Genomic DNA, 23,114 nt, shown 5'->3' with positions numbered 1-23,114 from the left:
GTGAAGAGAGGAATGTGAATGAAAGGATGGTATAGAAAGACTGCGATGAAAGCAGTTGTCCTGATCATGGGAGTGTTAAACGGAGCGCTGTTTTTCACATCTCTTGCGGTGACGACGAGATTAACCGGAACATTGAATCCGGCGGAGACAGTAAAATTGGCGGGAAAGCCGTACGAGGATTCGCCGGATTTCAGCAATACGGTGGAAGGTTATATGCTTCAGGTGCTTGAACAGTTTCAATTAAAAGCGCTGTTTGAGACGGACGGAGCATACAATCCCGATAAAGTGATCGATGTGATGTCTTATTTTGAAGACGCAGAGGCGGATGGTAAAAATCATTCAGGGCTGGTGTACAAGCTGTCAGATTTGATTGAGTGGAGCAAGGCGTACAGCGCCGAATCCGGCGGAGTGTATGATAAAAATGCGGTGATTGTCTGTAAACAGCCGAGTGGGAAATATTATTATTACTATACGGAAGAGTTTCTGAAACTGTTTGAGACAGGGGAACTTCAAATTACATTTGATACTGAGAAAATGGATATAGAGTCATTTTTTAATGACTTAAGCAATGGAACTCTTACTTCCTCCGGCGTGACCGACAAAATCATCATATATGATGCAGAAGGAAATGAACTGTATACAGATTGCTGGAACTACGGAGAGTCGGTTCGTGAGAATTATGCGCCCGTGGGAGCGGCGAATCTTCTTCAGGTTGTGAATGAGCGCCCTGAATTAAACGGAAAGCTCATGGTGATCTATGATCATTTGTCTTCTGTACTGACAAGTATAAACGACCGTTATACTCGATATGAGAGCGGATGGGAATATTTGGAAGAAGGAAATACGAACTTTACCTATTTATATGTGGATCAGGATACGAAAAAGGTTACGACAAATAAAAGCGAATATGCTGATCTTATGGTAAAAAGTGAGTCCGAGACAAATTCGAATATCGAACAAAGTATAGCAAATATGAAATCGGGCAAAAAGGTGAAATACGTTTTTGTCTATCCGAAATTAAAAGATTTTGAAACAAATATGGATATCTCTCCGACAACGGAATGGGATATGGTACGAGCTTATGATAATGACAGGACGTACGACAGTATTTTCGCGGTGGCGGTCGATACTTCTTACCCTATTAAGGATATGTTCTATGAAAGAAACGGGATCTATGAAGAGAATATTCCTCTTCTGCGCGGCGGGCTCGTGCTTTTGTGCGTCAGCGGGATTTTGTTTCTAGTCAGTTTTGTAATGGCAGGATTGACCGCAGGACGAAAAGAAGGGGGCAATGAAATTCATTTGACAGGATTTGACCAATGGAAAACAGAGCTTGCAGCAATAACCGTGATTGGAATTTGGGCAGTAGGAACGGCGATCATCTTAGGAGCCGGGATTCTTGAAAGCAATAATGTCGGCAATATGGTGGACACCCTCGGATATTATGGAGACCGCTATATGAGCGATATGCCGGAATTTTATTCGATGTTGTTTGTGCAGAAAGTAAGCTTTCTTGATATAGCTGGTATATTTTTGTACGGGCTGTTTACGTTCACCTGCTTTTTCGCGGGATATGTGAGTTTGATACGCAGGATCAAGGCAAAGAGTCTGTGGAAAGGAAGCCTGCTTTGTTCGATCCTTGCATTCGGAAAGAAAGTACTGGATGCGCGGAACGATGTTTGGCGGGTTATTCTGTTCATCAGTGTGTTTTTCTTTCTCCACTGGCTTGCATTTCTGGCTGGGAATATTCCGATGGCTTTGATTGCTTTGGCGGCGGATGGAGTGACGTTTTGGATCGTTTTGGGAAGTATGTTTGCGAAAGTCAGGATCAAGAAAGGGATTGAACAGATTGCAGACGGTAACCTTGAGTATCGGATCGATCTGAAAGGACTGCGCGGAACGGAGCGGAAGATTGCGGAGATGGTCAATGAGATCGGAAGCGGTTTGAATCGGGCGATCGATGAGGCTATGCGTAATGAACGGTTGAAAACAGATTTGATCACGAATGTATCTCATGATATTAAAACTCCGCTGACATCAATTATAAATTATGTGGATATTTTAAAACGGTCTGATATTTCGGATGAAAAGATACTTGGGTATTTGGACATTCTTGAAGTAAAGGCACAGCGTCTTAAGACTTTGACAGAAGACGTTGTGGAAGCGTCGAAAGTAAGCAGTGGTAATATTACGTTAGAATATATGGATATTGATTTCCGCGAGATGGTGCAGCAGACAGAAGGAGAGCTGGCAGAGAAATTTGCGGCGCGGAATTTGGCGGTTGTACTGAATCTTCCGGAAGAGCCGGCAGTTGTTCATGTGGACGGGCGTCGAATGTGGCGGGTGCTGGAAAATATTTTCGGGAATGCGGCAAAATACGCAATGCCGGGAACAAGAGTCTACGCGGATCTTTCTGTGACAGACGCAGAAGTTCGTTTTTCTTTGAAAAATGTGTCCGAACAGCAGTTAAATATTTCGGCGGATGAGCTGACAGAGCGTTTTATCAGAGGAGATATCTCCAGAAGCACGGAGGGAAGCGGACTCGGTCTTTCGATTGCAAAAAGTCTGACTGCAATGCAGGGCGGAACGTTTGAATTGTACCTTGATGGGGATTTGTTTAAAGTAGATATCCGGTTCCCAAGGAGAAATCAGGAGAAAAAACAAGTTTCGAAAACTGTTGACTGATCTTCTCTTTTGACCTGGAATTCAGAGTGGAGCTTTAAGACGGAGCAACATAAAAACGGCGTGTACGGACGATTGAGAATATCGTCTGTACAGCGCCGTTTTGTTTTATATAGAATCATTGTATGTTCTGCTCTTAAGGGCGGTATGTACGCGCTTTCTTACGAACAAATAACAGATGACCTGCAAGATAATCGTGATCAGCCATGACGCAGGATAGGAGATGAACAGAATATCCAGTGACCGATGTTTCGGGAAGACAAGGAAGATCCAAAGAATTCTTGTTCCTACAGTTCCTATGATGGAAAGAAGCATTGGCACTGCAGAATGTCCCATTCCGCGCAAAGCGCCGGGAAAGAGATCCATTAGTCCGCACATAAAATAAGTTACGGTTGTGTAGAGCAGGACTTCCATTCCGCATTGGATGACTTTCGGATCGGATGTGTAGATCCTCAAAAGCTCCGGTCCGAAGAGATAAGAGCCGCCGCCTAAGATCAGAGAGAGGATTACGGATAATAAAATACAATTTCTGAGTACTTTATCCATTCGTTTCCATTTTCCGGCGCCGAAGTTTTGGCTCGTGAAGCTCATACATGCCTGTGTGACTGAATTAGCTGTGGCATACAGGAAACCGAAAATATTGTTAGCGGCAGTATATCCTGCCATTGCGGTAGAACCGAAAGAGTTTACCGAAGACTGGAGAAGTACGTTTGAAAAATTAATGACCGTACTTTGGATTCCGGCAGGAATGCCGACTTGAAAAATCTGCCTTAAATAAACCCATTTTAATGTCAGTTTCGAAAAACGGAGCTGATAGCTGCTGTCTGACTGATACAGGCATCGGAGTACGAGAATACAGGAAATCATCTGCGCGATTACGGTTGCGATGGCAACTCCGGCAACTCCGAGGTGGAGTACGATCACAAGGAAGAGATTCAGAAGCGCGTTCGTGATTCCTGCGATGACAAGGAAGAATAAGGGACGCTTCGTGTCTCCTACTGCGCGAAGAACTGCCGCTCCGTAGTTATAAAGCATAAAAAACGGCATTCCGGCAAAGTAGATCCGCATATAAAGAGTCGACTGTCCGATTACATCAGAAGGAGTGTCCATCAGTGTCAGAGCGGCTTTTGAGAAGAAAAGTCCGACAAAGACCATGACGAGTCCGCTGCTTAGGGCAAAAGTAATGGCGGTATGTACGGTTTCCGACATTTGTTTTTCCTGCTTCGTTGCATAGAAGCGCGCTGCCAGTACGTTTGCACCAAGGGAAACTCCGATAAAAAGATTGGTAAAGACGTTGATCAGTGCAGTGGTAGATCCGACTGCGGCAAGGGCGCGGCTTCCGGAAAAGCGCCCGACTACAATAATATCTACGGCATTAAAAAGAAGTTGAAGAATACTGGAGAGCATGAGCGGAATGGAAAATGAGATCAGTTTGTCCAGGACAGTTCCGTTGCACATGTCTATTTCGTATCTGTTTTTTTTCGGTGTTGAAGTTGTCATTTTAAGTCCCCTCTTTGTAAATGTAAGCTTTGTTAAAAGTCTGTTACAGTTCCATTACAAATTACATTATGAATAGAAAAGAGAAAATTTTCAAGATGAAGTTTTTAAGAACTTTTCAAGAACTTTTTGAAAAGTTTTGGAACATATAGCGGTAAATTTTTATAGGATGCAGGTCTTTATGAAACCTTTACATTATTTGGTATGTATGCTATCCTTTTTAAAGACAAAACCAACGGAAGATCGGAGGAAAGGAATCCTTCGAATCTCACGGGGGATAAAGGAGAGAAAACGATGTCAGAGAAGCAGAAATATTATATTACAACGGCGATCGCCTATACTTCAGGCAAGCCGCATATCGGAAACACATATGAGATTGTTTTGGCGGACGCGATCGCCCGTTATAAGAGAAGTCAGGGATATGATGTATTTTTCCAGACAGGAACAGACGAGCATGGACAGAAGATTGAGCTGAAGGCAGACGAAGCCGGAGTTACGCCGAAGGAATTTGTAGACGGTGTTTCTTCCGAGATTAAGAGAATCTGGGATCTGATGGATACGTCCTATGACAAATTCATCCGTACAACAGACGAAGATCATGAGAAACAAGTACAGAAGATCTTTAAGAAGCTGTATGATCAGGGAGATATTTATAAAGGACACTATGAGGGAATGTACTGTACGCCGTGCGAGTCTTTCTTTACAGAATCACAGCTCGTAGACGGAAAATGCCCGGACTGCGGAAGAGAAGTTCAGCCGGCGAAAGAGGAAGCGTATTTCTTTAAAATGAGCAAGTATGCAGATCGTCTGATCGAGCATATTAATACACATCCAGAATTTATTCAGCCGGTTTCCAGAAAAAATGAGATGATGAATAACTTCCTTCTTCCGGGACTTCAGGATCTGTGTGTATCCAGAACTTCATTTAAGTGGGGAATCCCGGTTGATTTTGATGATAAGCATGTCGTTTATGTGTGGCTTGACGCGCTGACCAACTATATTACAGGTATTGGTTATGATGCGGACGGAAACAGCACGGAGCAGTACGCAAAACTGTGGCCGGCTGACTTGCATTTGATCGGAAAAGATATCATTCGTTTCCATACGATCTATTGGCCGATCTTTTTGATGGCGCTTGGTCTTCCGCTTCCGAAACAAGTATTCGGACATCCGTGGCTTCTTCAGGGAGACGGAAAAATGAGCAAATCAAAAGGAAACGTCCTTTATGCAGACGAACTTGTTGATTTCTTCGGGGTAGATGCGGTACGTTATTTTGTCCTTCATGAGATGCCGTTTGAAAATGACGGAGTGATTACATGGGAGCTGATGGTAGAGCGTCTGAATTCCGATCTTGCAAATACATTAGGAAACCTTGTGAATCGTACAGTTTCTATGACAAACAAATACTTTGGCGGAGTTGTTTCTGACAAAGGTGTGTCAGAAGATGTCGATGCGGATCTGAAAGCAGTGATCGACAATACGCCGAAAGCTGTTGACGCGAAGATGGACGGACTGCGTGTGGCGGATGCGATCACAGAGATTTTTAATCTGTTCAAACGCTGCAACAAATACATTGATGAGACAATGCCGTGGGCATTGGCGAAAGAGGAAGAAAAGAAAGACCGTCTGGAGACAGTTCTCTGGAATCTGATACAGGGAATCTCAGCAGGAGCGCGTCTTCTTGAATCTTTCATGCCGTCTACAAGCAAAAAGATTTTGGAGCAGCTCGGGGACGGACATGTGACAGAGAAACCGGAGATCCTTTTCCAAAGACTGGATCTTGAAGAAGTTATGAAAAAAGTAGAAGAACTTCATCCTCACACAGAAGAGGCGGAGGAAACAGAAGATGAAGATGTGATTGATATTGAAGCAAAACCGGAGATCACATTTGAGCAGTTCGGAGCGATGCAGTTCCAAGTCGGAGAGATCATCGCCTGTGAGGCAGTGAAAAAATCAAAAAAACTTCTTTGTTCTCAAGTGAAGATCGGAAGTCAGGTAAAACAGATCGTTTCCGGTATTAAAGCACATTATACGCCGGAAGAGATGGTTGGGAAAAAAGTGATGGTGCTTGTGAATTTAAAACCTGCGAAACTGGCGGGAGTGCTCAGCGAAGGGATGCTTCTTTGTGCGGAAGACGCAGAAGGAAATCTGGCGCTTATGACTCCTGAGAAAAAGATGCCTGCCGGAGCAGAGATCTGTTAAAGAGATCTGATAATAAGAGCGTATAAAAATATCTGTCGGATGAACGAAGTGATAAGTTCATCCGGGCAGATATTTTTTTATATAGGCGACGAGCCAAAGTCCGGGCTTGTCCGAGACCCTGGCAACCGCTTACAATCCCGGAATGTGCCTTTTGGAACTTCCGGTGATTGTGCAGATAAAATATAGAGAAAATCTTACATTTTTACTGCAACAAAATATGGATCAGGGTACTCTTATATATAAAAGCTGTTTCAGACAGATATGGAAAGATGAAAAGAAATAAGAGGGATTTCAGTAAGAAAAAGTGTATTTGTGTGCAGCGGAAGGGAGGGAGCTTATGTCCGAAGGGATGACAGATATACAGCATCATCTTATTAGAAAGGCGAAACAGGGCGATCCAAAAGCATTTTCGCAATTATACGCTGAAATATATAAAGATCTGTATCGTTTCGCATTTTATATGACGAAACATGCTCAAGATGCGGAAGATGCAGTTAGTGAAGCGGTCATTTCTGCATATGAAAATATATCAGGTCTGAAGAAAGAAAGTTCTTTCAAGAGTTGGATGTTTACGATTTTGAATCATCAATGTAAAAAGATTTTGCAGAAAAACAGGAAGACGACGGAGCAGAGCACAGAAACGGAAACAGAAAATCTCAGAACGGAAGAAATTGACTTAGCACAGCGCCATGATGTGAGAAAGGCTTTTGACTCTCTGGAAGAAGAGGAGAGAACGATTATTGCATTTTCTGTGTTTGGCGGATATCGAAGTGAGGAAATCGCCGAATTGCTTGGGAAAAACGCGGCGACTATCCGTTCAAGAAAAAGCCGCGCGCTTGGAAAGATGCGAAAGATGTTAAGCTGAAGGATGAATCAAAAGGATGAGCTAAATCAAAAAACTAAGTGCAGAAATATGAAAGCAAACGAAAGCAAAAGCAAGAACATAGCGGAAAGAGAGCAATAACAGAAAGACCAATTATTAGAAGGAGACTGTCGATGAGAGAAAATGAAAAAGAGAGAAAAATAGAGGACTTATCAGAGCAGGAAGAAAAACAGACTGAAGAGAAGATCAGGCAGAGAGCAGAAGACGTAGAGATTCCGGCGTCACTTGAGCCGGAAGCTGTTGAAAAAATGCTGGAAACAAGGAAAAAGAAGAAGTCAAAAAGTTATCGATGGAAATATGTGTCCGCAGCCGCAGCAGCATGTGTCTGCCTTGTGGTGGGAGCTGTCGGATACGGAAACATGCATGAGGGAAAAAGTGACCGTTCTGAAACGGCAGCTGACGGAAAGATGGATGAAAAACAGAATCCGGGGAAAATCCCGCTGGCGAAAAATTATGATGAAATAAAAACGTACTTGAAAGAAAATGAGAAGCAGGCGAAAGAACGGAACGTATTTGGCGGAACAGGGGATGTCTATATGACAGATAAGGCTATGTTTGAGTCTGATACAGGCGCGACATCAGGAGGAAATTATTCCGATACAAACGTGAGACAGGAAGGCGTTGCTGAGGCAGATACAGTGAAAACAGACGGAAAGAACCTGTATATATTGAGCAATCAGACTGTGAAGATCGTAGATGCATCTCAGGCAGAAATGAAAGAGCTGGCAAGTATTACGCTGAATGAAAATTGTTATATAAGCGAGATTTTCGTTTCAGATCATCGGTTGGTGCTGCTGTATGGAGAATCGAGATATGAAGATGAAGTGTCAGAGACAGGTGGAAATTATAAAGAATATACTTGTGCGGCGGTTTACGATGTGACAGATCCGTCAAATCCGAAGGAAGCAGGAGTCATCTCCCAGAGCGGACAGTATCATACGATGCGGGAGAAGGATGGATATGTCTATTTAATCAGTGATTTTTACACCTATTATGATTCGTCGGTATCAACTGAAAATGATTATATTCCACAGGTTCAGGGCGATCTCCTCCGGGCGGAAGATATTTATATGCCGCAGGGAACAATCGGAAGTCAGTATACGGTTGTGTCTGCATTTGCACTTTCAGATCCTACGGTAAAACTACAGACAAAGGCCATTTTCGGAAATGCAGGAATGTGTTATGTGAGTGAAAATAATATTTATATTACGGAAGAGTGTTATGGAAAAAATGATTCGGAGAAGATCCAGACTTCGATCCGAAAGATTGCCTATGGAAACGGTACTTTAGATGCGGTGGCACAGACGAAGATCGACGGTGTCCTGAACGATTCCTTTAGTATTGATGAATATAACGGATATCTGCGGATCGTGGCGACAGTGCTTCCGAATACTTATAATGATCGGATCATGCCGATCCCATATAAAGGTGCGGAAGGCAACGCAGTTGAAGACAGCGCTGCAGCAGACAGCGAAGCTGTCGAGACAAACGCGCTGTATGTGTTGGATGAAAATCTGGAAATGACAGGAAGTATTCAGGATCTGGCAAAAGAAGAGACGATACATTCGGCGAGATTTATGGGAGATATTGTTTATTTTGTGACATTTAAGCAGATCGATCCGCTGTTTTCTGCAGATCTTTCAGATCCGGCAGCTCCGAAGATCATCGGAGAATTGAAGATTCCGGGATTTTCAGATTATCTGCATCCATATGGAGAAGGCAAACTGCTCGGAATCGGGATGAGCGTGGATGAGGACGGCATGACGACAGAAGGTGTGAAGCTGTCGATGTTTGATATAAGTGATCCGGTAAATGTGAAGGAGACAGCAACATTTGTATTGGAAAATGTGCTCAGCACAGACGCAGGTTATAACTATAAGGCAGTATTCGCCGATGCCGAGAAGAATCTGTTCGGATTTGCGGCATACGGAGATTCGATCGAATACAAAATGTTCAGTTATGATGAAGCAGAAGGATTTAAAGAAGTCTTTTCAAAAGAGATCATCAACTATGGAAATATCAGAGGACTGTATATTGAAGATACGTTTTATCTTGTGGCAGGAAATACGGTGGAATCATTTGCGATGAATGGATTCCAAAAGATTGATGATATTGTTCTGTAAGAAAGAACGACACTTTCGGTGATTGGAAACAGCAAAATACAAAAATATATAGAATAACGGGATGCGCAGAAAATCCGTATACAGAACTTCATTAAGTCAGTTTTATACGACAGCTTAAATGTATAATAAGACATAGATCAGAACTTGGAAACGTTCTTAAACAAAGCGGTCGGAAGGAGAAAATGATATGAAGGGATATAATACGGAAAAAGGGTACATGGGATATGTAGATGGTATGTGGATGCTTTTTAGCTGTGAAGCAGATTACTATGAATTTATGGAATAAAAATATGGCAGGATATGGTACAATATTTTCTGCAGATTATAATACAGGAGAGTTGGATCATGCCAAAAGGAACGAATCAAAAATTTAAGTTATACCGTCTTGCACAGATCATGTGTAAAAAGACAGACGAGACACATTATCTGACGATGCCGGAGATTCAAGATGAATTGGCAAAGTATGACATTACCGCAGAGCGAAGGAGTTTGTATGAATCGCTGAAAGATTTAGAAGAGTTGGGCGTTGAAGTGGAAGGGGAACATGAAGGCAGAGGGTATCATTATCATGTGATCGGCAGACAGTTTGAACTGGCAGAGCTGAAACTTCTTGTTGATGCGATACAGTCATCGAAGTTTATTACGGAGAAGAAGACGAACCAGTTGATCGGAAAGCTGGAAGGGCTTGTCAGTCAGTATGAGGCGGCGGCTCTGCGCAGACAGGTTTTTGTTTCAGGGCGGATCAAGACGATGAATGAGACAGTTTATTATAGTATTGATACGATTTACAATGCCATCGCACAGAATAAAAAGATTCAGTTTCAATATTACCAGTGGAACGTGAAAAAAGAGCCGGAGATACGTCATGGAGGAGCATATTATCATATCAGTCCGTGGGGACTTTTGTGGGATAATGAAAATTATTACCTGATTGGATATGATTCGCAGGCGGCGCAGATCCGGCATTACAGAGTCGATAAGATGATTCATATCTTGTTGTCGGAAGAGATGAGGGAAGGAAAGGAACATTTTAAAAAGATCGATATGGCGTCTTATGCAAAGAAAAGTTTCGGCATGTTTGGCGGAACGGAACAGTCGGTAAAGCTGCTGGTTGAAAATTCTTTGGCAGGCGTTATTGTAGATCGTTTTGGAAAAGATGTGATGATGATACCTGTCGATGAGAATCACTTTACCGTAAATGTAGATGTTCAGGTAAGCAGTCAGTTCATAAGCTGGGTGTTTGCGCTTGGCAGTCAGGCGAAGATCGTCAGTCCGAAAAGTGTTGTGGATCAGGTGCGTCAGGAGATACGAAAGCTTGCGGTACAGTATGCCGAAGAAGACGAGGAGCAGAAATAGGAGGTATGTATAGTATCTTTGATAATAAGAAAATAACAAATGTTTTCTGAATATTAGTGTGAAAGCGCTGTTTGAAGCGTTGTATGACCGTTCCCGGAAACAAGGGAATACAAAACTGTAGAAGAAGTATGGAGATGCTGTGCAAATGCGGAACCGTAAATAAGAAGAATCGCTCCGAAGCTGAGGAATCAGTTGTGGAGCGATTCGTTCTTTGTTTTAGGAACAGTTTTTCTGCTGCCTGTTTTATCATATGTAGTTTGCAGCTGAACATGAGCGTTTATCTCATCAGGCAAATAACTGTAAAATGATCTGAATGATCCAAAACAGACAATACAGAATCATTCCGACGTTTAAGATGATCGTTGAGAAACGTTTTCCTTTCGGAATTGTGATCTCTCCGGGTGCACATTTGAATTTCCTGAAATGAATTGCCCAAAATACGATGCCGGTAATTACGAGTGCAAAAACAAGCAACATATAAAAACAGATCAAAAGAAATTGAATCGGATGCTGCATAATGAGATCGATCGTGGCTGCCGGATTATTTTCTGTTATCAGAGAAAGCTGATTAAAGAAAGTTGATTTCATCATAAGCAGACCGGGAATCGATCCTAAGAAATTTACTGTCATATGCAGAGCAACCGTATAGATCAGGCGTCCGGTTTTTACATAAATGAATCCCCAGAACACACCGAGCGTAAATGCATATACAAATTGATTGAAGTTGCCATGGAACAAGGCAAACATCAATCCTGATAAAAGGATGGCGGTCGCTTGTCCGTATTGTACTGTCCGGTCGATGATCAGTTTGCGGAAAATATATTCTTCAACGATCGGAGCGCAGATCACCATCAGGAAAAACGCTGTGATTGGAGACAGACCGACAAGAAGATCCTGAAGAGGATTGTCGACAAGATCTCCCTTTAATACACCGAACACCGCAGTTGTGAAAGTTCCGATCAAATTCGTGACATACATAAGTGCATAACACATAAAAAAGGCGATCAGCCATTGCCCTATCGTCATTTTTTTCTTTCGGATGACCATGTGTGGTATGGTGCGTACGATGATAACCAAAAGCGGCATCGCAATAAGGTACATCGAAAGAGATGAAATGAGCAGAGAAATATTCGGATTTGTCATAAGCTGAGGTGCAATCAGTTGGATCAGCGTAATAACAGAAACCTGCACGGCAGAAATGATGATCGCGCCGCAGAAATAAAAAAGTCCGATCTTTGAAAAATGTCTCTTGTGTTTTTTTAACGGATCGACCGGAGCCGGGATGATCAGATCAGTATTTTCCATATAAAATAACCTCCTCTTGCGTAAGATTCTCCATAAAAAATAAAAATTTTACGTCTATTATCCCATCTTGAGAGGCAAAAAGCAATAAAAACAGCCTTTATCTTTATAGTAAAAAGAACAGCTCTTTCCTAACAGCTTGAAGAGGCTGTTTTTCTCTTCTTTCTCAAATCATATTAAATAGGCCGTCTTACTGCATTGTCATAGAAACGAAAATGATCCGGTCGATGCCGCGATTGCGTATATTCAAACATAATACCGTCGCTGTTGAAAGTCTGGCTGCTGACGACAGCCATGCAGTTGTAATCGTCGGCGTTCATGTTCAAATAAGTTTCGTCAATTTGAGTGAGTTTTTCCACTGTCATGATACGTTTACTGTTTACGATCGTCATTTGAAGCGTTTCTTCAAGGTATTGATAAATAGAACTTTCGGCAATCTCTTTTGTAAGTCCGGGGACAGCTTCCTTCAAAAAATAGTTATGGTTAAGGATCAGCGGCTTGTCATCTAAAAAGTGAAGACGCTGAATATAGTAAACCTGTGCACCGACAGAGAACCCTGTATAAGCAGACTGCTTCTCATTAATTGTAATCTCGGTAAATAAAAGAACTTTTGTGGAAGCCTTGCTGCCGTTTCTGGCAGCAGATTCCTGAAAACTTTCGATCTCTCCGATCGTGAAAGCTGTCTGTTCTGCAGGCTGATATATATTACGGACTCCTTTTCCTTGAATTGTCTGCACATATCCGTCCATTACAAGGAAGCGAATTGCCCGACGAAGCGTGTTCCTTGAACAGTTATATGTCTGGATCAGCATATTCTCAGAAGGGAGAAGCTCCTGATAATCAAATTCATTGTGCTCAATCTTTTGTTTTAAATCTTTATAAATAAATTCATATATGGCGCGCGGCATTGAGAAACCTCTCTTAATAGTGTTGTTTTTGATAGTATCATTATAAAAACAGATGAAGAGAAAGTCAACAACTTGTTTAAACAAATTCTAAAAACATGTTGACATGTTTAAACAAGTGTGATATAACAAAATCAAGAAACATGTTTAAACAAGTGAACGCGAGTAAAGGAGCAAAGCGATGGGAGTTTACACAGAAGATGCAAAAGAGCTGGCGCGTCTGATCGGAGGAAAAGAGAATATTGCGGCCGTATCACATTGTATGACGAGAATGCGGTTTGTTTTGCAGGAGCCTCAGAAGGCAGATGTGCAGGCGATTGAGGGAATGAAGGTTGTCAAGGGATGTTTTACGCAGTCAGGGCAGTTCCAGGTGATCATCGGGAACACGGTGGCTGACTTTTATAACGATTTTGTGAAAGAGACGGGAATTGAAGGCGTCTCAAAAGATGGGGTGAAGCAGGCGGCGAAGAAAAATCAAAATGTGCTTCAGAGGATGATCTCTGTTATGGCGGAGATTTTTGCGCCTCTGATCCCGGCAATTATCACAGGCGGTTTGATACTGGGATTCAGGAATTGTATCGACAGTTTATATCTGCTGGAAAACGGAACGAAAACATTATGTGATGTAAGTCAGTTTTGGGCTGGCGTAGACCAGTTCCTTTGGCTGATTGGAGAAGCTATTTTTCATATGCTTCCGGTAGGAATCTGCTGGTCGGTGACTAAAAAAATGGGAACAACGCAAATGCTTGGTATCGTTTTGGGTCTGACATTGGTGTCCGGACAACTGCTGAATGCTTATGCGGTTGCAGGAACAGCGGCGGCAGAGATCCCGAAGTGGGATTTCGGAAATTTTCAAGTCAATATGATTGGATATCAGGGGCAGGTTCTTCCGGCAATTTTAGCAGCATTTACACTTGTGTATCTGGAGAAATTTTTCCGCAAGATTACACCGCAGGTTATTTCGATGATTGTTGTTCCATTCTGTAGTTTAGTACTGGCAGTTATGGCTGCTCATTTTGTGTTAGGACCGATCGGATGGAAGCTTGGATCAGTAATTTCGGGAATTGTATTTACAGGCATTACCGGACCTTTCAAGATTTTATTTGGCGCGGTGTTCGGCGTTATATACGCACCTCTTGTGATTACAGGACTTCACCACATGTCGAATGCCATTGATTTGCAGTTGATCGCTGATTATGGCGGAACAGCGCTTTGGCCGATGATTGCCTTATCGAATATTGCGCAGGGATCTGCGGTGCTTGGCATGATCTGGCTGCAGAGAAAAGATGCGGAGGCGCAGGAAGTAAACATTCCGTCATGTATTTCCTGCTATATGGGAGTTACAGAACCGGCAATCTTCGGAGTGAATCTGAAACGGGGATTTCCGTTTATCTGCGGAATGGCAGGTTCGGGTCTTGCGGCAGTTGTCTGTACAGCAACGGGAACAACGGCAAATGCGATCGGTGTAGGCGGCCTGCCGGGAATTTTATCCATTCAGCCTCCGTTTATGGGATCTTTTGCAATTTGTATGGCGATTGCGTTTGCAGTTCCGTTTTTGCTGACGATCATTGTAGGAAGAAAACGGCTGAAAGTGGATTGGAAAAACGAAGAAAAAGCAGAAAACGAAAGAACAGGAATAGTAGAGAAAAAAGAGGAATCAATCCCCGGAAAGTTGACAGCGTTTGTAACAGGAGAAGCTATTTCGTTAGAAGAAGTCGGAGACGGTGTCTTTTCTGAAAAGATCATGGGAGACGGGATGGCAGTCGTACCAAAGGAAGGAATACTGTATGCACCGGCAGATGCAGAGGTTGCGGTAATAATGCCGGAGTCAAGACATGCGTGTGGATTGAAACTGAAAAACGGTATGGAAATTTTATTACATATCGGAGTAGATACTGTGGAAATGAAAGGCGTCGGGTTTGAGTATTTGATTGAACAGGGGCAAGAAGTTAAGGCGGGAACACCGCTGATCCGGTTTGATCGGGATAAGATCAAAGAATCGGGACATTCAGATGTTACGATTTGTGTTGTTACAGAAGAAGGCAGTGCAAAAGAACTGCGGTTTTATACAGGAATGTCTGCAAAAGCGAATGAGACGATGATTGCGGATTTTCAATAGAGGAGGAAGAAAATGGCAGATTTCAGCAATAAAATAGTTTATCAGATTTATCCGAAGTCGTTTCGGGATACGAATGGAGATGGAGTTGGCGATCTTTCGGGAGTTATTGAAAAGTTAGATTATTTGCAGAATTTAGGCGTGGATTATTTGTGGCTGACTCCTTTTTTTCCGTCGCCGCAAAATGATAATGGATATGATGTGGCAGATTACTGCGATGTAGACCCTCAGTTTGGAACGATGGAGGATTTGGATGAACTCATACGTCAAAGTGAAAAAAGAGGGATCGGATTAATGCTGGATATGGTATTTAATCATACTTCTACAGAACACAGATGGTTTCAAAAAGCGCTGGCAGGGGAAGAAAAATATCAGAAGTATTATATATTTAAGGAGGGATCACCGGATCAGCCGCCGACAAACTGGCAGTCAAAATTCGGAGGTTCTGCATGGGAATATGTGCCGCAATTAAAAAAATGGTATCTGCATTTGTTTGATGTGACGCAGGCAGATCTGAATTGGGATAATCCAGAAGTTCGGGGAGAATTAAAACAGATACTCCGCTTTTGGAAAGAGAAAGGGATTCGGGCGTTTCGATTCGACGTTATCAATCTGGTGTCAAAGCCGGAAAAAATGGAAGATGATCTCGAAGGGGATGGCCGTAGATTTTATACGGATGGTCCGCATATTCACGAGTATCTGAAAGAGATGGTAAAAGATGCAGAGATAGAGGATTTTGTGACCGTAGGGGAGATGTCCTCCACATCGCTTGAAAACTGTATTCGGTACTCGTCTCCGAAAGAAAAAGAACTGGCAATGTGTTTTAATTTTCATCATTTGAAAGTCGACTATAAAGATGGGGATAAATGGTCTCTTATGAAACCGGACTATAAGCGCTTAAAAGAACTCTTTATTGAGTGGCAGACAGGAATGCAGCAGGGGCAGGGATGGAATGCTTTGTTTTGGTGCAATCATGACCAGCCGAGGATTGTAAGCCGAATGGGAAATGAAGGGATCTATTGGAAGGAATCGGCGAAGATGCTGGCAGGTTTGATCCATCTTATGAGAGGAACACCGTATATATATCAGGGAGAAGAGATCGGGATGCTGAACGCTTATTATCCGTCTATCGATCAGTATCGAGATGTGGAAAGTCTGAATTATTATCAGATCTTGTTGGAAAAAGGGAAGACAAAAGAAGAGGCGATGACAATTTTGTCGGCGAGATCAAGGGATAACAGCAGAACTCCGATGCAGTGGAATTATGAGAAATACGGCGGTTTTTCAGAAACAGAACCGTGGCTTCCTATGTCGGCAAAGTTCGAAGAAGAAGTGACAGTAGAAGCACAGAAAGAGGATGAAGATTCAGTTCTTGCCTTTTATAAAAGACTGATTACTATGAGAAAAGAGTTTCCGGTGATAGCAAAAGGACGGATCCGTTTCTTGGAAACTGATACGGATATGACGCTGGTATACGAAAGAGTTCTGGATTCGAAAAAAGTGATAGTAATCTGTAATTTGGGTGAGAAGGAACAGAAGATAAAGATCGATCCTGCGTGGAGATCATATCGGGAGATTCTTTGTAATTACAGCGAAGGCAGCGCTTCGTTTCAGGCGGAAACGTATATGATGCGCCCATATGAATTGGCAGTTTTTGAAAATTAGCACTCGCCTCTTGACAGCGCTAATAACGGGTGCTATATTACAGATATAACAAAGAAAACAATAAATTCAAAAGTGTTTTGAAAGGAGATATGACGTATGTTGATGCCTGGTATTTTTGGAGAAAATTTGTTTGATGATGACTGGATGGAGTTCCCGTTTGAGAGATTTGACAGAGATTTTTGGGGTAAGAAAAATCCTCTGTACGGTAAGAATGCTAAAAACATGATGAAGACAGATATCCGTGAGCATGAGACCGGCTATGAGTTGGATGTAGATCTTCCCGGATTTAAGAAAGATGAGATCAGCGTAGATCTTGAGAATGGTTATCTGACGATCTCGGCGGCGAAAGGACTTGACAAGGACGAGGAAGATAAGAAAGGAAAATACATCAGGAAAGAGCGTTATGCAGGCGCAATGCAGAGAAGTTTCTATGTAGGCGATGCCATTACGCATGAAGATATTAAAGCAAAATTTGAGAACGGTATTTTGAGTCTAACAATTCCGAAAAAGGATGCGAAAGCAGTAGAAGCTAAGAAATCAATCGCTATTGAAGGATAATTTCCATTCTTTTGTTAAGTTTCTTAGACAGCAGTGCACAGGGGCAGCGGGGATGCTGTTCCTGTGCACTGCTGTTTTTTTGTTCCATAGGAAACATTATTCTTATGGAATGAAAGTACTGTAATCAAAAACTTTTAGAAAAAACGTTTTCCACTGTTTTTATATTAAGAAGAAAGTGATAAGATATAACCTGAAGTTTTAAGGAGAGGGTTATATGAGTTATGAAAAAAGAAAATGATTTCGGCAGGGATTCCATTCCTCTGCTTGTACTGAAAATTTCGATTCCGTTTATGTTCGCACAATTTGTCAATGTGCTGTATAGTATAGTGGATCGGATCTATATAGGAAATATTCCGGTGATCGGGGCGGATTCGCTGGCAGGAGCGGGGGTATGCGCTCCGATCATTACATTGTTGTCTTCGTTCGGAACACTGATCGGTATTGGCGGTTCTGTTCTTTTTTCAGTACGGCTTGGAGCAGGGGATGAAAAAAGTGCGAAACAGATTCTTGCCAATAGTTTCTCGATGCTGCTTATTTTTTCGGGAATATTGACAGTTATATTTCTGCTTACGAAAGATTATCTGCTGCGCTGGTTTGGAGCAAGCGCGGATATTTTTCCGTATGCGAATACATATATGACTATTTATACACTTGGTACTTTTTTTGCCCTTTTATCAATGGGAATGAATTATTTTATTACCGCGCAGGGATATCCGGGGCTTGGAATGCTGACAACGCTGATCGGTGCAGTTGTTAATATCGTGCTTGATCCGGTGTTTATTTTTGGATTTGAAATGGACATTGCGGGGGCGGCGGCTGCTACGGTGATCGCGCAGATGTCATCGTGTATCTTCGTTCTTTACACATTAAAAAGAAAGAAGATGCGGATTCCGCTTACTCTTGTAAAGCCGGAACGTGAGATTGGAAAACGAATCGTGAAGATCGGATTTTCCCCGTTTTTGATTTTGGCATCTGACAGTGTAATTATTATTGCACTGAATGCTGTTTTACAGTATTACGGCGGAGCAGATTATGGAGATACACTGATCACAGCGGCTACGATCGTGCAGAGTTATATGTTGCTGATTACGTCTCCGATGCTTGGCGTCACAGGGGGATCCCAGCCGCTTATCAGTTACAATTACGGGGCGAACAGACCGGATCGAATTCGAAAAACCGTGTTTTGGGTTTTGCTGCTCTGTGTCGGATTTACAGCAGTGATGTTTATTATATCAAGAGTAGCGCCGCAGTATTTTGTGCGTATTTTTACAGATAATGAAGAGTATCGGAATCTGTCTGTATGGGGAATCAAGGTGTTTACGCTGATGGTTGTTCCACTAAGTCTGCAATATGTTTTTGTGGATGCGCTGACTGCTCTTGGAATGACGAAACTGTCGCTTGGAATGTCGGTTGTGCGGAAAGTGTTTTATTTTTCGGCGACCTGTTTCCTGCCTGTTTTGTTTACCGCGAAAGACGCTTTTTATGCAGAGCCGGTGGCGGATATTTTGGCGGCGTCAGTGACAAGTATTGTCTTTTTCTATGTGTATAAGAAATATTTAAAAGGCGATGGAAGACTTGGAGATATTAAACTGTGAAAGGTTGAAAAAACGGTGGAACGCAAGGAGAAAGGCTATGGAAACTCAAGGGAGATTTGTATTGTAAAATGCGGGGAAAAACTTTATAATGGATAAGATAATAAGTAACCGCATGTTAGCAGGACGGGTTATCCGTATAGTGGATTGGAGATATAGAATATGATCAAAGTGATAGCAAGCGATATGGATGGAACACTTCTTGGGAATGATCACAAGATCGCACCGGATACGATCGCGGCAGTGCGGGAAGCATGTGACGCAGGACTTAGGTTTATGGTGGCGACAGGCAGAGGTTATGAAGGCGCTATGTCGGAGTTGAACAGAACAGGAATTGTCTGCGATTATATATTGGGAAGCGGAGCTGAAGTGAGAGATCAGCAGAGAAGGGTTGTAAGAAAGTGCGGTATGGGGATGGATCTGTGCAGAGAAATCTGTGAAGCAGTGAAAGAATTTCCGATCTCGATTGTATTTCTTACAAATGAAGGCGATTACCGGATTGGAACAGAAGAAGAGGTTAATGAAAGTATTATTTCGGAAATGCTTCTTTTCCATGTGAATATGACACGGGAAGAAGTCGTGAAAACAAGCACCTACCGCAGAGCGGCAGAGAATGTGAAGCGGGCGGCTGATTTTGATGAGATTGAAAGAGCCGGTATTCCGGTGTTTAAATTGTTTCTGTTTTCCGATGACCTTGAATTAGTACGTCAAGTGACGAGAAAGCTTGAGAAAAACCCGAGGATTGCAGTTGCGTCATCATTTGAATCGAATGTAGAGATTACAGCAGCAGGCGCACAGAAAGGACCGGTTTTGAAAGAATACATCGAGTCGCTTGGCTATACGATGGATGAGGTTATGGTTCTTGGAGACAGTCTGAATGATTATTCGATGATGTCCATGGATTTCGGCGCGACAGTGGCGATGGGAAATGCCGTTCCGGAACTAAAGGCTGTGGCGAAGTATGTCACGAAGTCGAATGACGATTTGGGCGTTGCATATGCGATTCGGGAATTGCTGAAGAGACAGAAAATGAAATTGACTAAAAATTTTGATTAAAAAATAACAGGAAAAGGGAAATTGGTTCAAATATGAGATTGAGAAGTAAATTCGCTGTGAAATGCGCGAAAGCGACGAGCAGTCTGATTAAAAAGTTGAATCGCGGAAGCGGGGTAACCCTTCCGGGATATGTAGCGCGTCTGATCGATCCGAATATTCTGAAAGAGTTATCAGGACAGGTCAGAAAAAAGACAATCGTAACAATGGGAACAAACGGAAAGACGACAACGAATGCAATTCTATGTAAGGCGCTGGAACATGAGGGGCAGAAAGTGATCATTAACCGTACAGGCGCGAATATGCTAAATGGAATCATATCGGCGTTTGTTCTTGCAACGGACAAGCATGGAAATCTGGATGCAGATTATGCGTGTATCGAAGTTGATGAGATTGCATCGGTAGGAGTGCTGCCGAAATTGGAGCCGGATTGTGCTCTTCTGACTAATATTTCAAGAGATCAGCTTGACCGTTTCGGAGAAGTTGATATTACTTATAATAAGTTGATGACGGCTGTGACGAGTGTTCCGAAGACAACGCTTATTATAAATTGCGACGACATTTTATCGTATTCTTTGGCTCAGGAGAGTAAGAATGCATTTGTAACATACGGGATCAGCGAGCAGATTTTTGATGATGTTTCCCGCTCAGAGATACGGGAAAGTATTTTCTGCCGTAAGTGCGGAAAGAAACTGGAATATGAGTTTTTCCATTACGGGCAGTTAGGTATGTATCATTGCCCGAATTGCGGATGGAATAGACCGAACCCTGAATATACGGCGGAACATGTTATAAGAAAAGAAGAATTATATTCTTTCGATATGGATGGAATTCATTTTGATCCTGAGATCAGAACTCCTTATAACATATACAATACGCTGGCTGCTTATGCGGCGCTTCGGACGCTTGGGGCAGGATACGCAGGATTTAAGGCAATGATCGAGGCGTTTGATTACGGAAACAATCGAGAAAGTATTTTTAATATAAACGGTACAAGAGTGCAGCTTCATTTGGCGAAGAATCCGATTGGCTTTCAGCAGAAAGTATCCCATGTGCTCAGAGATCCGAATCCAAAAGATATTATTATTCAGATCAATGACACCTATCAGGACGGGGAAGACGTGTCATGGCTTTGGGATGTAGATTTTCAGTATCTTGCGGAAAGTAATGCGAGAAAGATCATTACGGCGGGAACAAGAAAATATGATATGGCGCTGCGCTTGAAATATGAAGATGTTCCGTGTGAATCTACAGATAATTTGCGGGCGTCGGTGATGGAATGCGTGAAACAGGGTACGAAAAACCTTTATGTTATTGTGAATTATTCGGGACTGTATCAGACGAATCATATGCTGACAGAATTAGAGTCGAAAGGAGGTACGGATGAATGAAGAAATTAACGATCGGACATTTATATCCGGATCTCTTAAATCTATATGGTGACAGGGGCAATATTCAATGTTTTCGGAAACGTCTCGAATGGCGGGGGATGGAAGCGGAAGTGATCCCTTTTTTATCCGGTGACAAAGTTGATTTTTCCAAGTTGGACATCGTGCTTTTAGGCGGAGGTTCAGATCGGGAACAGGAACTTGTATGTGGCTTTTTGAAAGACATCAAAGAGGATTTTAAAGCATATGTTGAAGACGGGGGTGTTGTTCTTGCCGTGTGCGGAGGCTATCAGCTCCTTGGAAAATATTATAAGACGGATAAGAAAACAATCGAGGGCCTTTCCATTCTTGATATAACGACAGAGTGGCAGCCGGAACGATTGATCCGTAATATTGTGCTTAACAGCCCGCTTTTTGAACAGCCTGTCGTAGGGTTTGAAAATCACGGCGGCAGGACATATATCGGAAATCATACTCCGTTCGGAAAAGTATTTTATGGACTTGGGAATACAGGAAAGTCAGGATATGAAGGCGTTGTATATAAAAATGTGATCGCGACGTATCTGCACGGACCTCTTCTTCCGAAGAATCCGCAAGTATGCGATTATCTTCTTGAGAAGGCTCTTCAAAGAAAATACGGCATAGAAGTACAGCTTGAACCTCTTAAGGACGATACGGAGAAGAAGGCGAACAGTTACATTGCCGGCCGTTACAGCGATAAAAAATATGTTCTGCGGGAGACAATCAAAAGACATACGTAACAGGAGAGAAGAAGAGACGGGGAAAACGAAAACAAGAGAACGCGGAAACTTTTCCGTGTACTTATAAAAATGAAGAAAGAGGGAGTATTTCATATGGATGTAAGACAGATGCGTAATGAAGCGCTTGGAAAACGTGTTGTAAAAGCGCTTGAGTCAAGAAATATGGAGGCTTATTATGCTTCGACCAAAGAAGAAGCTGTTCAGAAAGCATTGGAATTGATTGAAGAAGGCAGCAAAATTACAATGGGTGGTTCGATGTCGGTTCGTGAAGTCGGGCTTCTTGATGCGATCAATGAAGGCGATTATGAGTTCTATGACAGAGATAAAGCCTCGACAGTGGAAGAGCGGCAGGAGATTGCGCTGAAGGCGTTTACATGTGACTGGTATCTCGGCAGTGTGAATGCAATGAGCGAGGACGGTGTGTTTGTTAATATAGACGGAAATGCCAATCGTGTGGCGGCGTATGCGTTCGGCCCTAAAAATGTTCTTCTGATTGTGGGAATGAATAAAGTGGTGAAGTCCGAAGAAGACGCGATGCACAGAGCGCGCAATGAAGCAGCTCCGATCAATATACAAAGATTTGGACTTGAGACGCCATGTGTGAAAAATGGGACTTGTTTTGACTGTAAAAGTTCGGACTGCATCTGTTGTCAGGTGTTGGTGACAAGGTTCAGCAGAATTCCGAAACGGTTTAAAATAATTCTTGTGGATGATGTTTTGGGATTTTAGGAGAGGAAATTACCTATGGACAGAAATGATAGAAATACAACAGATCAAGCTGCACATAAACGTGCGGTTCGAAGAGGCGGGGATGTGCAGAGAAGTGCAGGAGAAAAGAGCGGACAGGTGAGAAGACCGACCGGAAGCAGATCTGCGGTTACTCCTATGAAAAGGGATTCGGAGAATGTTCGAAAGCCGTCAGAACAGGCCGGAAGGGCTCAGGGAAGTCTGCGCAGAGGACCTGTGGGAACTGCTTCAGATCCGGCAGCAGGAAGCGCGCAGAGAAGAACAGGAGCAACATCAGATCCGGC

At 42.7% G+C, this 23,114-nt stretch carries 17 protein-coding genes; 14 read left to right on the top strand and 3 right to left on the bottom strand.

Features of this window, described 5'->3' with window-relative positions:
* The first annotated feature begins 18 nt into the window (after positions 1-18).
* Positions 19-2,685 (top strand): sensor histidine kinase, encoded by a 2,667-nt coding sequence (locus RCH61_RS04815; protein ID WP_178007272.1) that lies wholly within the window; start codon positions 19-21, stop codon positions 2,683-2,685.
* A gap of 105 nt (positions 2,686-2,790) precedes the next feature.
* On the opposite strand, the gene RCH61_RS04810 is transcribed toward RCH61_RS04815, so the two are convergent.
* Positions 2,791-4,182, bottom strand: a complete 1,392-nt coding sequence (locus RCH61_RS04810) for an MATE family efflux transporter (RefSeq protein ID WP_306480037.1) — start codon at positions 4,180-4,182, stop codon at positions 2,791-2,793.
* A gap of 291 nt (positions 4,183-4,473) precedes the next feature.
* Here RCH61_RS04810 and metG point away from each other — a divergent pair, with 291 nt between their 5' ends.
* The 4 genes from metG to RCH61_RS04790 all read left to right on the top strand — a co-directional run bounded on the left by metG (position 4,474) and on the right by RCH61_RS04790 (position 10,743).
* Complete coding sequence (gene metG, locus RCH61_RS04805) at positions 4,474-6,381, top strand: methionine--tRNA ligase (RefSeq protein ID WP_178007647.1); 1,908 nt, start codon at positions 4,474-4,476, stop codon at positions 6,379-6,381.
* 337 nt (positions 6,382-6,718) lie between these two features.
* Complete coding sequence (locus RCH61_RS04800) at positions 6,719-7,246, top strand: RNA polymerase sigma factor (protein ID WP_178007645.1); 528 nt, start codon at positions 6,719-6,721, stop codon at positions 7,244-7,246.
* Positions 7,247-7,377: 131 nt separating this feature from the next.
* Positions 7,378-9,387 (top strand): beta-propeller domain-containing protein, encoded by a 2,010-nt coding sequence (locus RCH61_RS04795; RefSeq protein ID WP_306480036.1) that lies wholly within the window; start codon positions 7,378-7,380, stop codon positions 9,385-9,387.
* Positions 9,388-9,732: 345 nt separating this feature from the next.
* A complete protein-coding gene (locus RCH61_RS04790; protein ID WP_178006623.1) occupies positions 9,733-10,743 on the top strand; it encodes a helix-turn-helix transcriptional regulator in 1,011 nt (336 codons plus the stop codon).
* Positions 10,744-11,028: 285 nt separating this feature from the next.
* Here the strand turns inward: RCH61_RS04790 and RCH61_RS04785 are convergent, their stop codons facing one another.
* Positions 11,029-12,048 (bottom strand): CPBP family intramembrane glutamic endopeptidase, encoded by a 1,020-nt coding sequence (locus tag RCH61_RS04785; protein ID WP_178006622.1) that lies wholly within the window; start codon positions 12,046-12,048, stop codon positions 11,029-11,031.
* Positions 12,049-12,221: 173 nt separating this feature from the next.
* Entirely contained in the window at positions 12,222-12,953 is a 732-nt protein-coding gene (treR, locus tag RCH61_RS04780) for a trehalose operon repressor (RefSeq protein ID WP_178006621.1), read from the bottom strand.
* A 178-nt stretch (positions 12,954-13,131) separates the two neighbouring features.
* Between treR and treP the strand changes: the two genes are divergently transcribed.
* The 9 genes from treP to RCH61_RS04735 all read left to right on the top strand — a co-directional run.
* On the top strand, positions 13,132-15,069 hold the full coding sequence (gene treP / locus RCH61_RS04775; protein WP_306480035.1) for a PTS system trehalose-specific EIIBC component: 1,938 nt from the start codon (positions 13,132-13,134) through the stop codon (positions 15,067-15,069).
* 12 nt (positions 15,070-15,081) lie between these two features.
* Positions 15,082-16,731 (top strand): alpha,alpha-phosphotrehalase, encoded by a 1,650-nt coding sequence (gene treC / locus RCH61_RS04770; protein ID WP_178006447.1) that lies wholly within the window; start codon positions 15,082-15,084, stop codon positions 16,729-16,731.
* A 96-nt stretch (positions 16,732-16,827) separates the two neighbouring features.
* Positions 16,828-17,289 (top strand): Hsp20/alpha crystallin family protein, encoded by a 462-nt coding sequence (locus tag RCH61_RS04765; protein ID WP_178006446.1) that lies wholly within the window; start codon positions 16,828-16,830, stop codon positions 17,287-17,289.
* A 221-nt stretch (positions 17,290-17,510) separates the two neighbouring features.
* A complete protein-coding gene (locus RCH61_RS04760; RefSeq protein WP_178006445.1) occupies positions 17,511-18,884 on the top strand; it encodes an MATE family efflux transporter in 1,374 nt (457 codons plus the stop codon).
* 159 nt (positions 18,885-19,043) lie between these two features.
* The gene (locus RCH61_RS04755) at positions 19,044-19,937 is read left to right on the top strand and encodes a Cof-type HAD-IIB family hydrolase (protein WP_178006444.1); all 894 of its coding nucleotides are present in this window, start codon (positions 19,044-19,046) and stop codon (positions 19,935-19,937) included.
* Positions 19,938-19,969: 32 nt separating this feature from the next.
* Positions 19,970-21,325: a Mur ligase family protein gene (locus RCH61_RS04750; protein ID WP_178006443.1), complete on the top strand. Its 1,356-nt coding sequence runs from the start codon at positions 19,970-19,972 to the stop codon at positions 21,323-21,325.
* Positions 21,322-22,083, top strand: a complete 762-nt coding sequence (locus RCH61_RS04745) for a type 1 glutamine amidotransferase (RefSeq protein WP_178006442.1) — start codon at positions 21,322-21,324, stop codon at positions 22,081-22,083. The genes RCH61_RS04750 and RCH61_RS04745 overlap by 4 nt, the downstream gene beginning before the upstream one ends.
* Before the next feature lie 93 nt (positions 22,084-22,176).
* Positions 22,177-22,812: a lactate utilization protein gene (locus RCH61_RS04740; protein ID WP_178006441.1), complete on the top strand. Its 636-nt coding sequence runs from the start codon at positions 22,177-22,179 to the stop codon at positions 22,810-22,812.
* 15 nt (positions 22,813-22,827) lie between these two features.
* The coding region (locus RCH61_RS04735) for a hypothetical protein (RefSeq protein ID WP_306480034.1) at positions 22,828-23,114 on the top strand (287 nt) is incomplete at its 3' end.

The organism is Mediterraneibacter sp. (assembly GCF_030825015.1).
Classification (GTDB): Bacteria; Bacillota; Clostridia; order Lachnospirales; family Lachnospiraceae; genus Mediterraneibacter.
The sequence above is the reverse complement of the archived record's forward strand: the minus strand, read 5'-3'. Positions and strand labels throughout refer to the sequence as shown.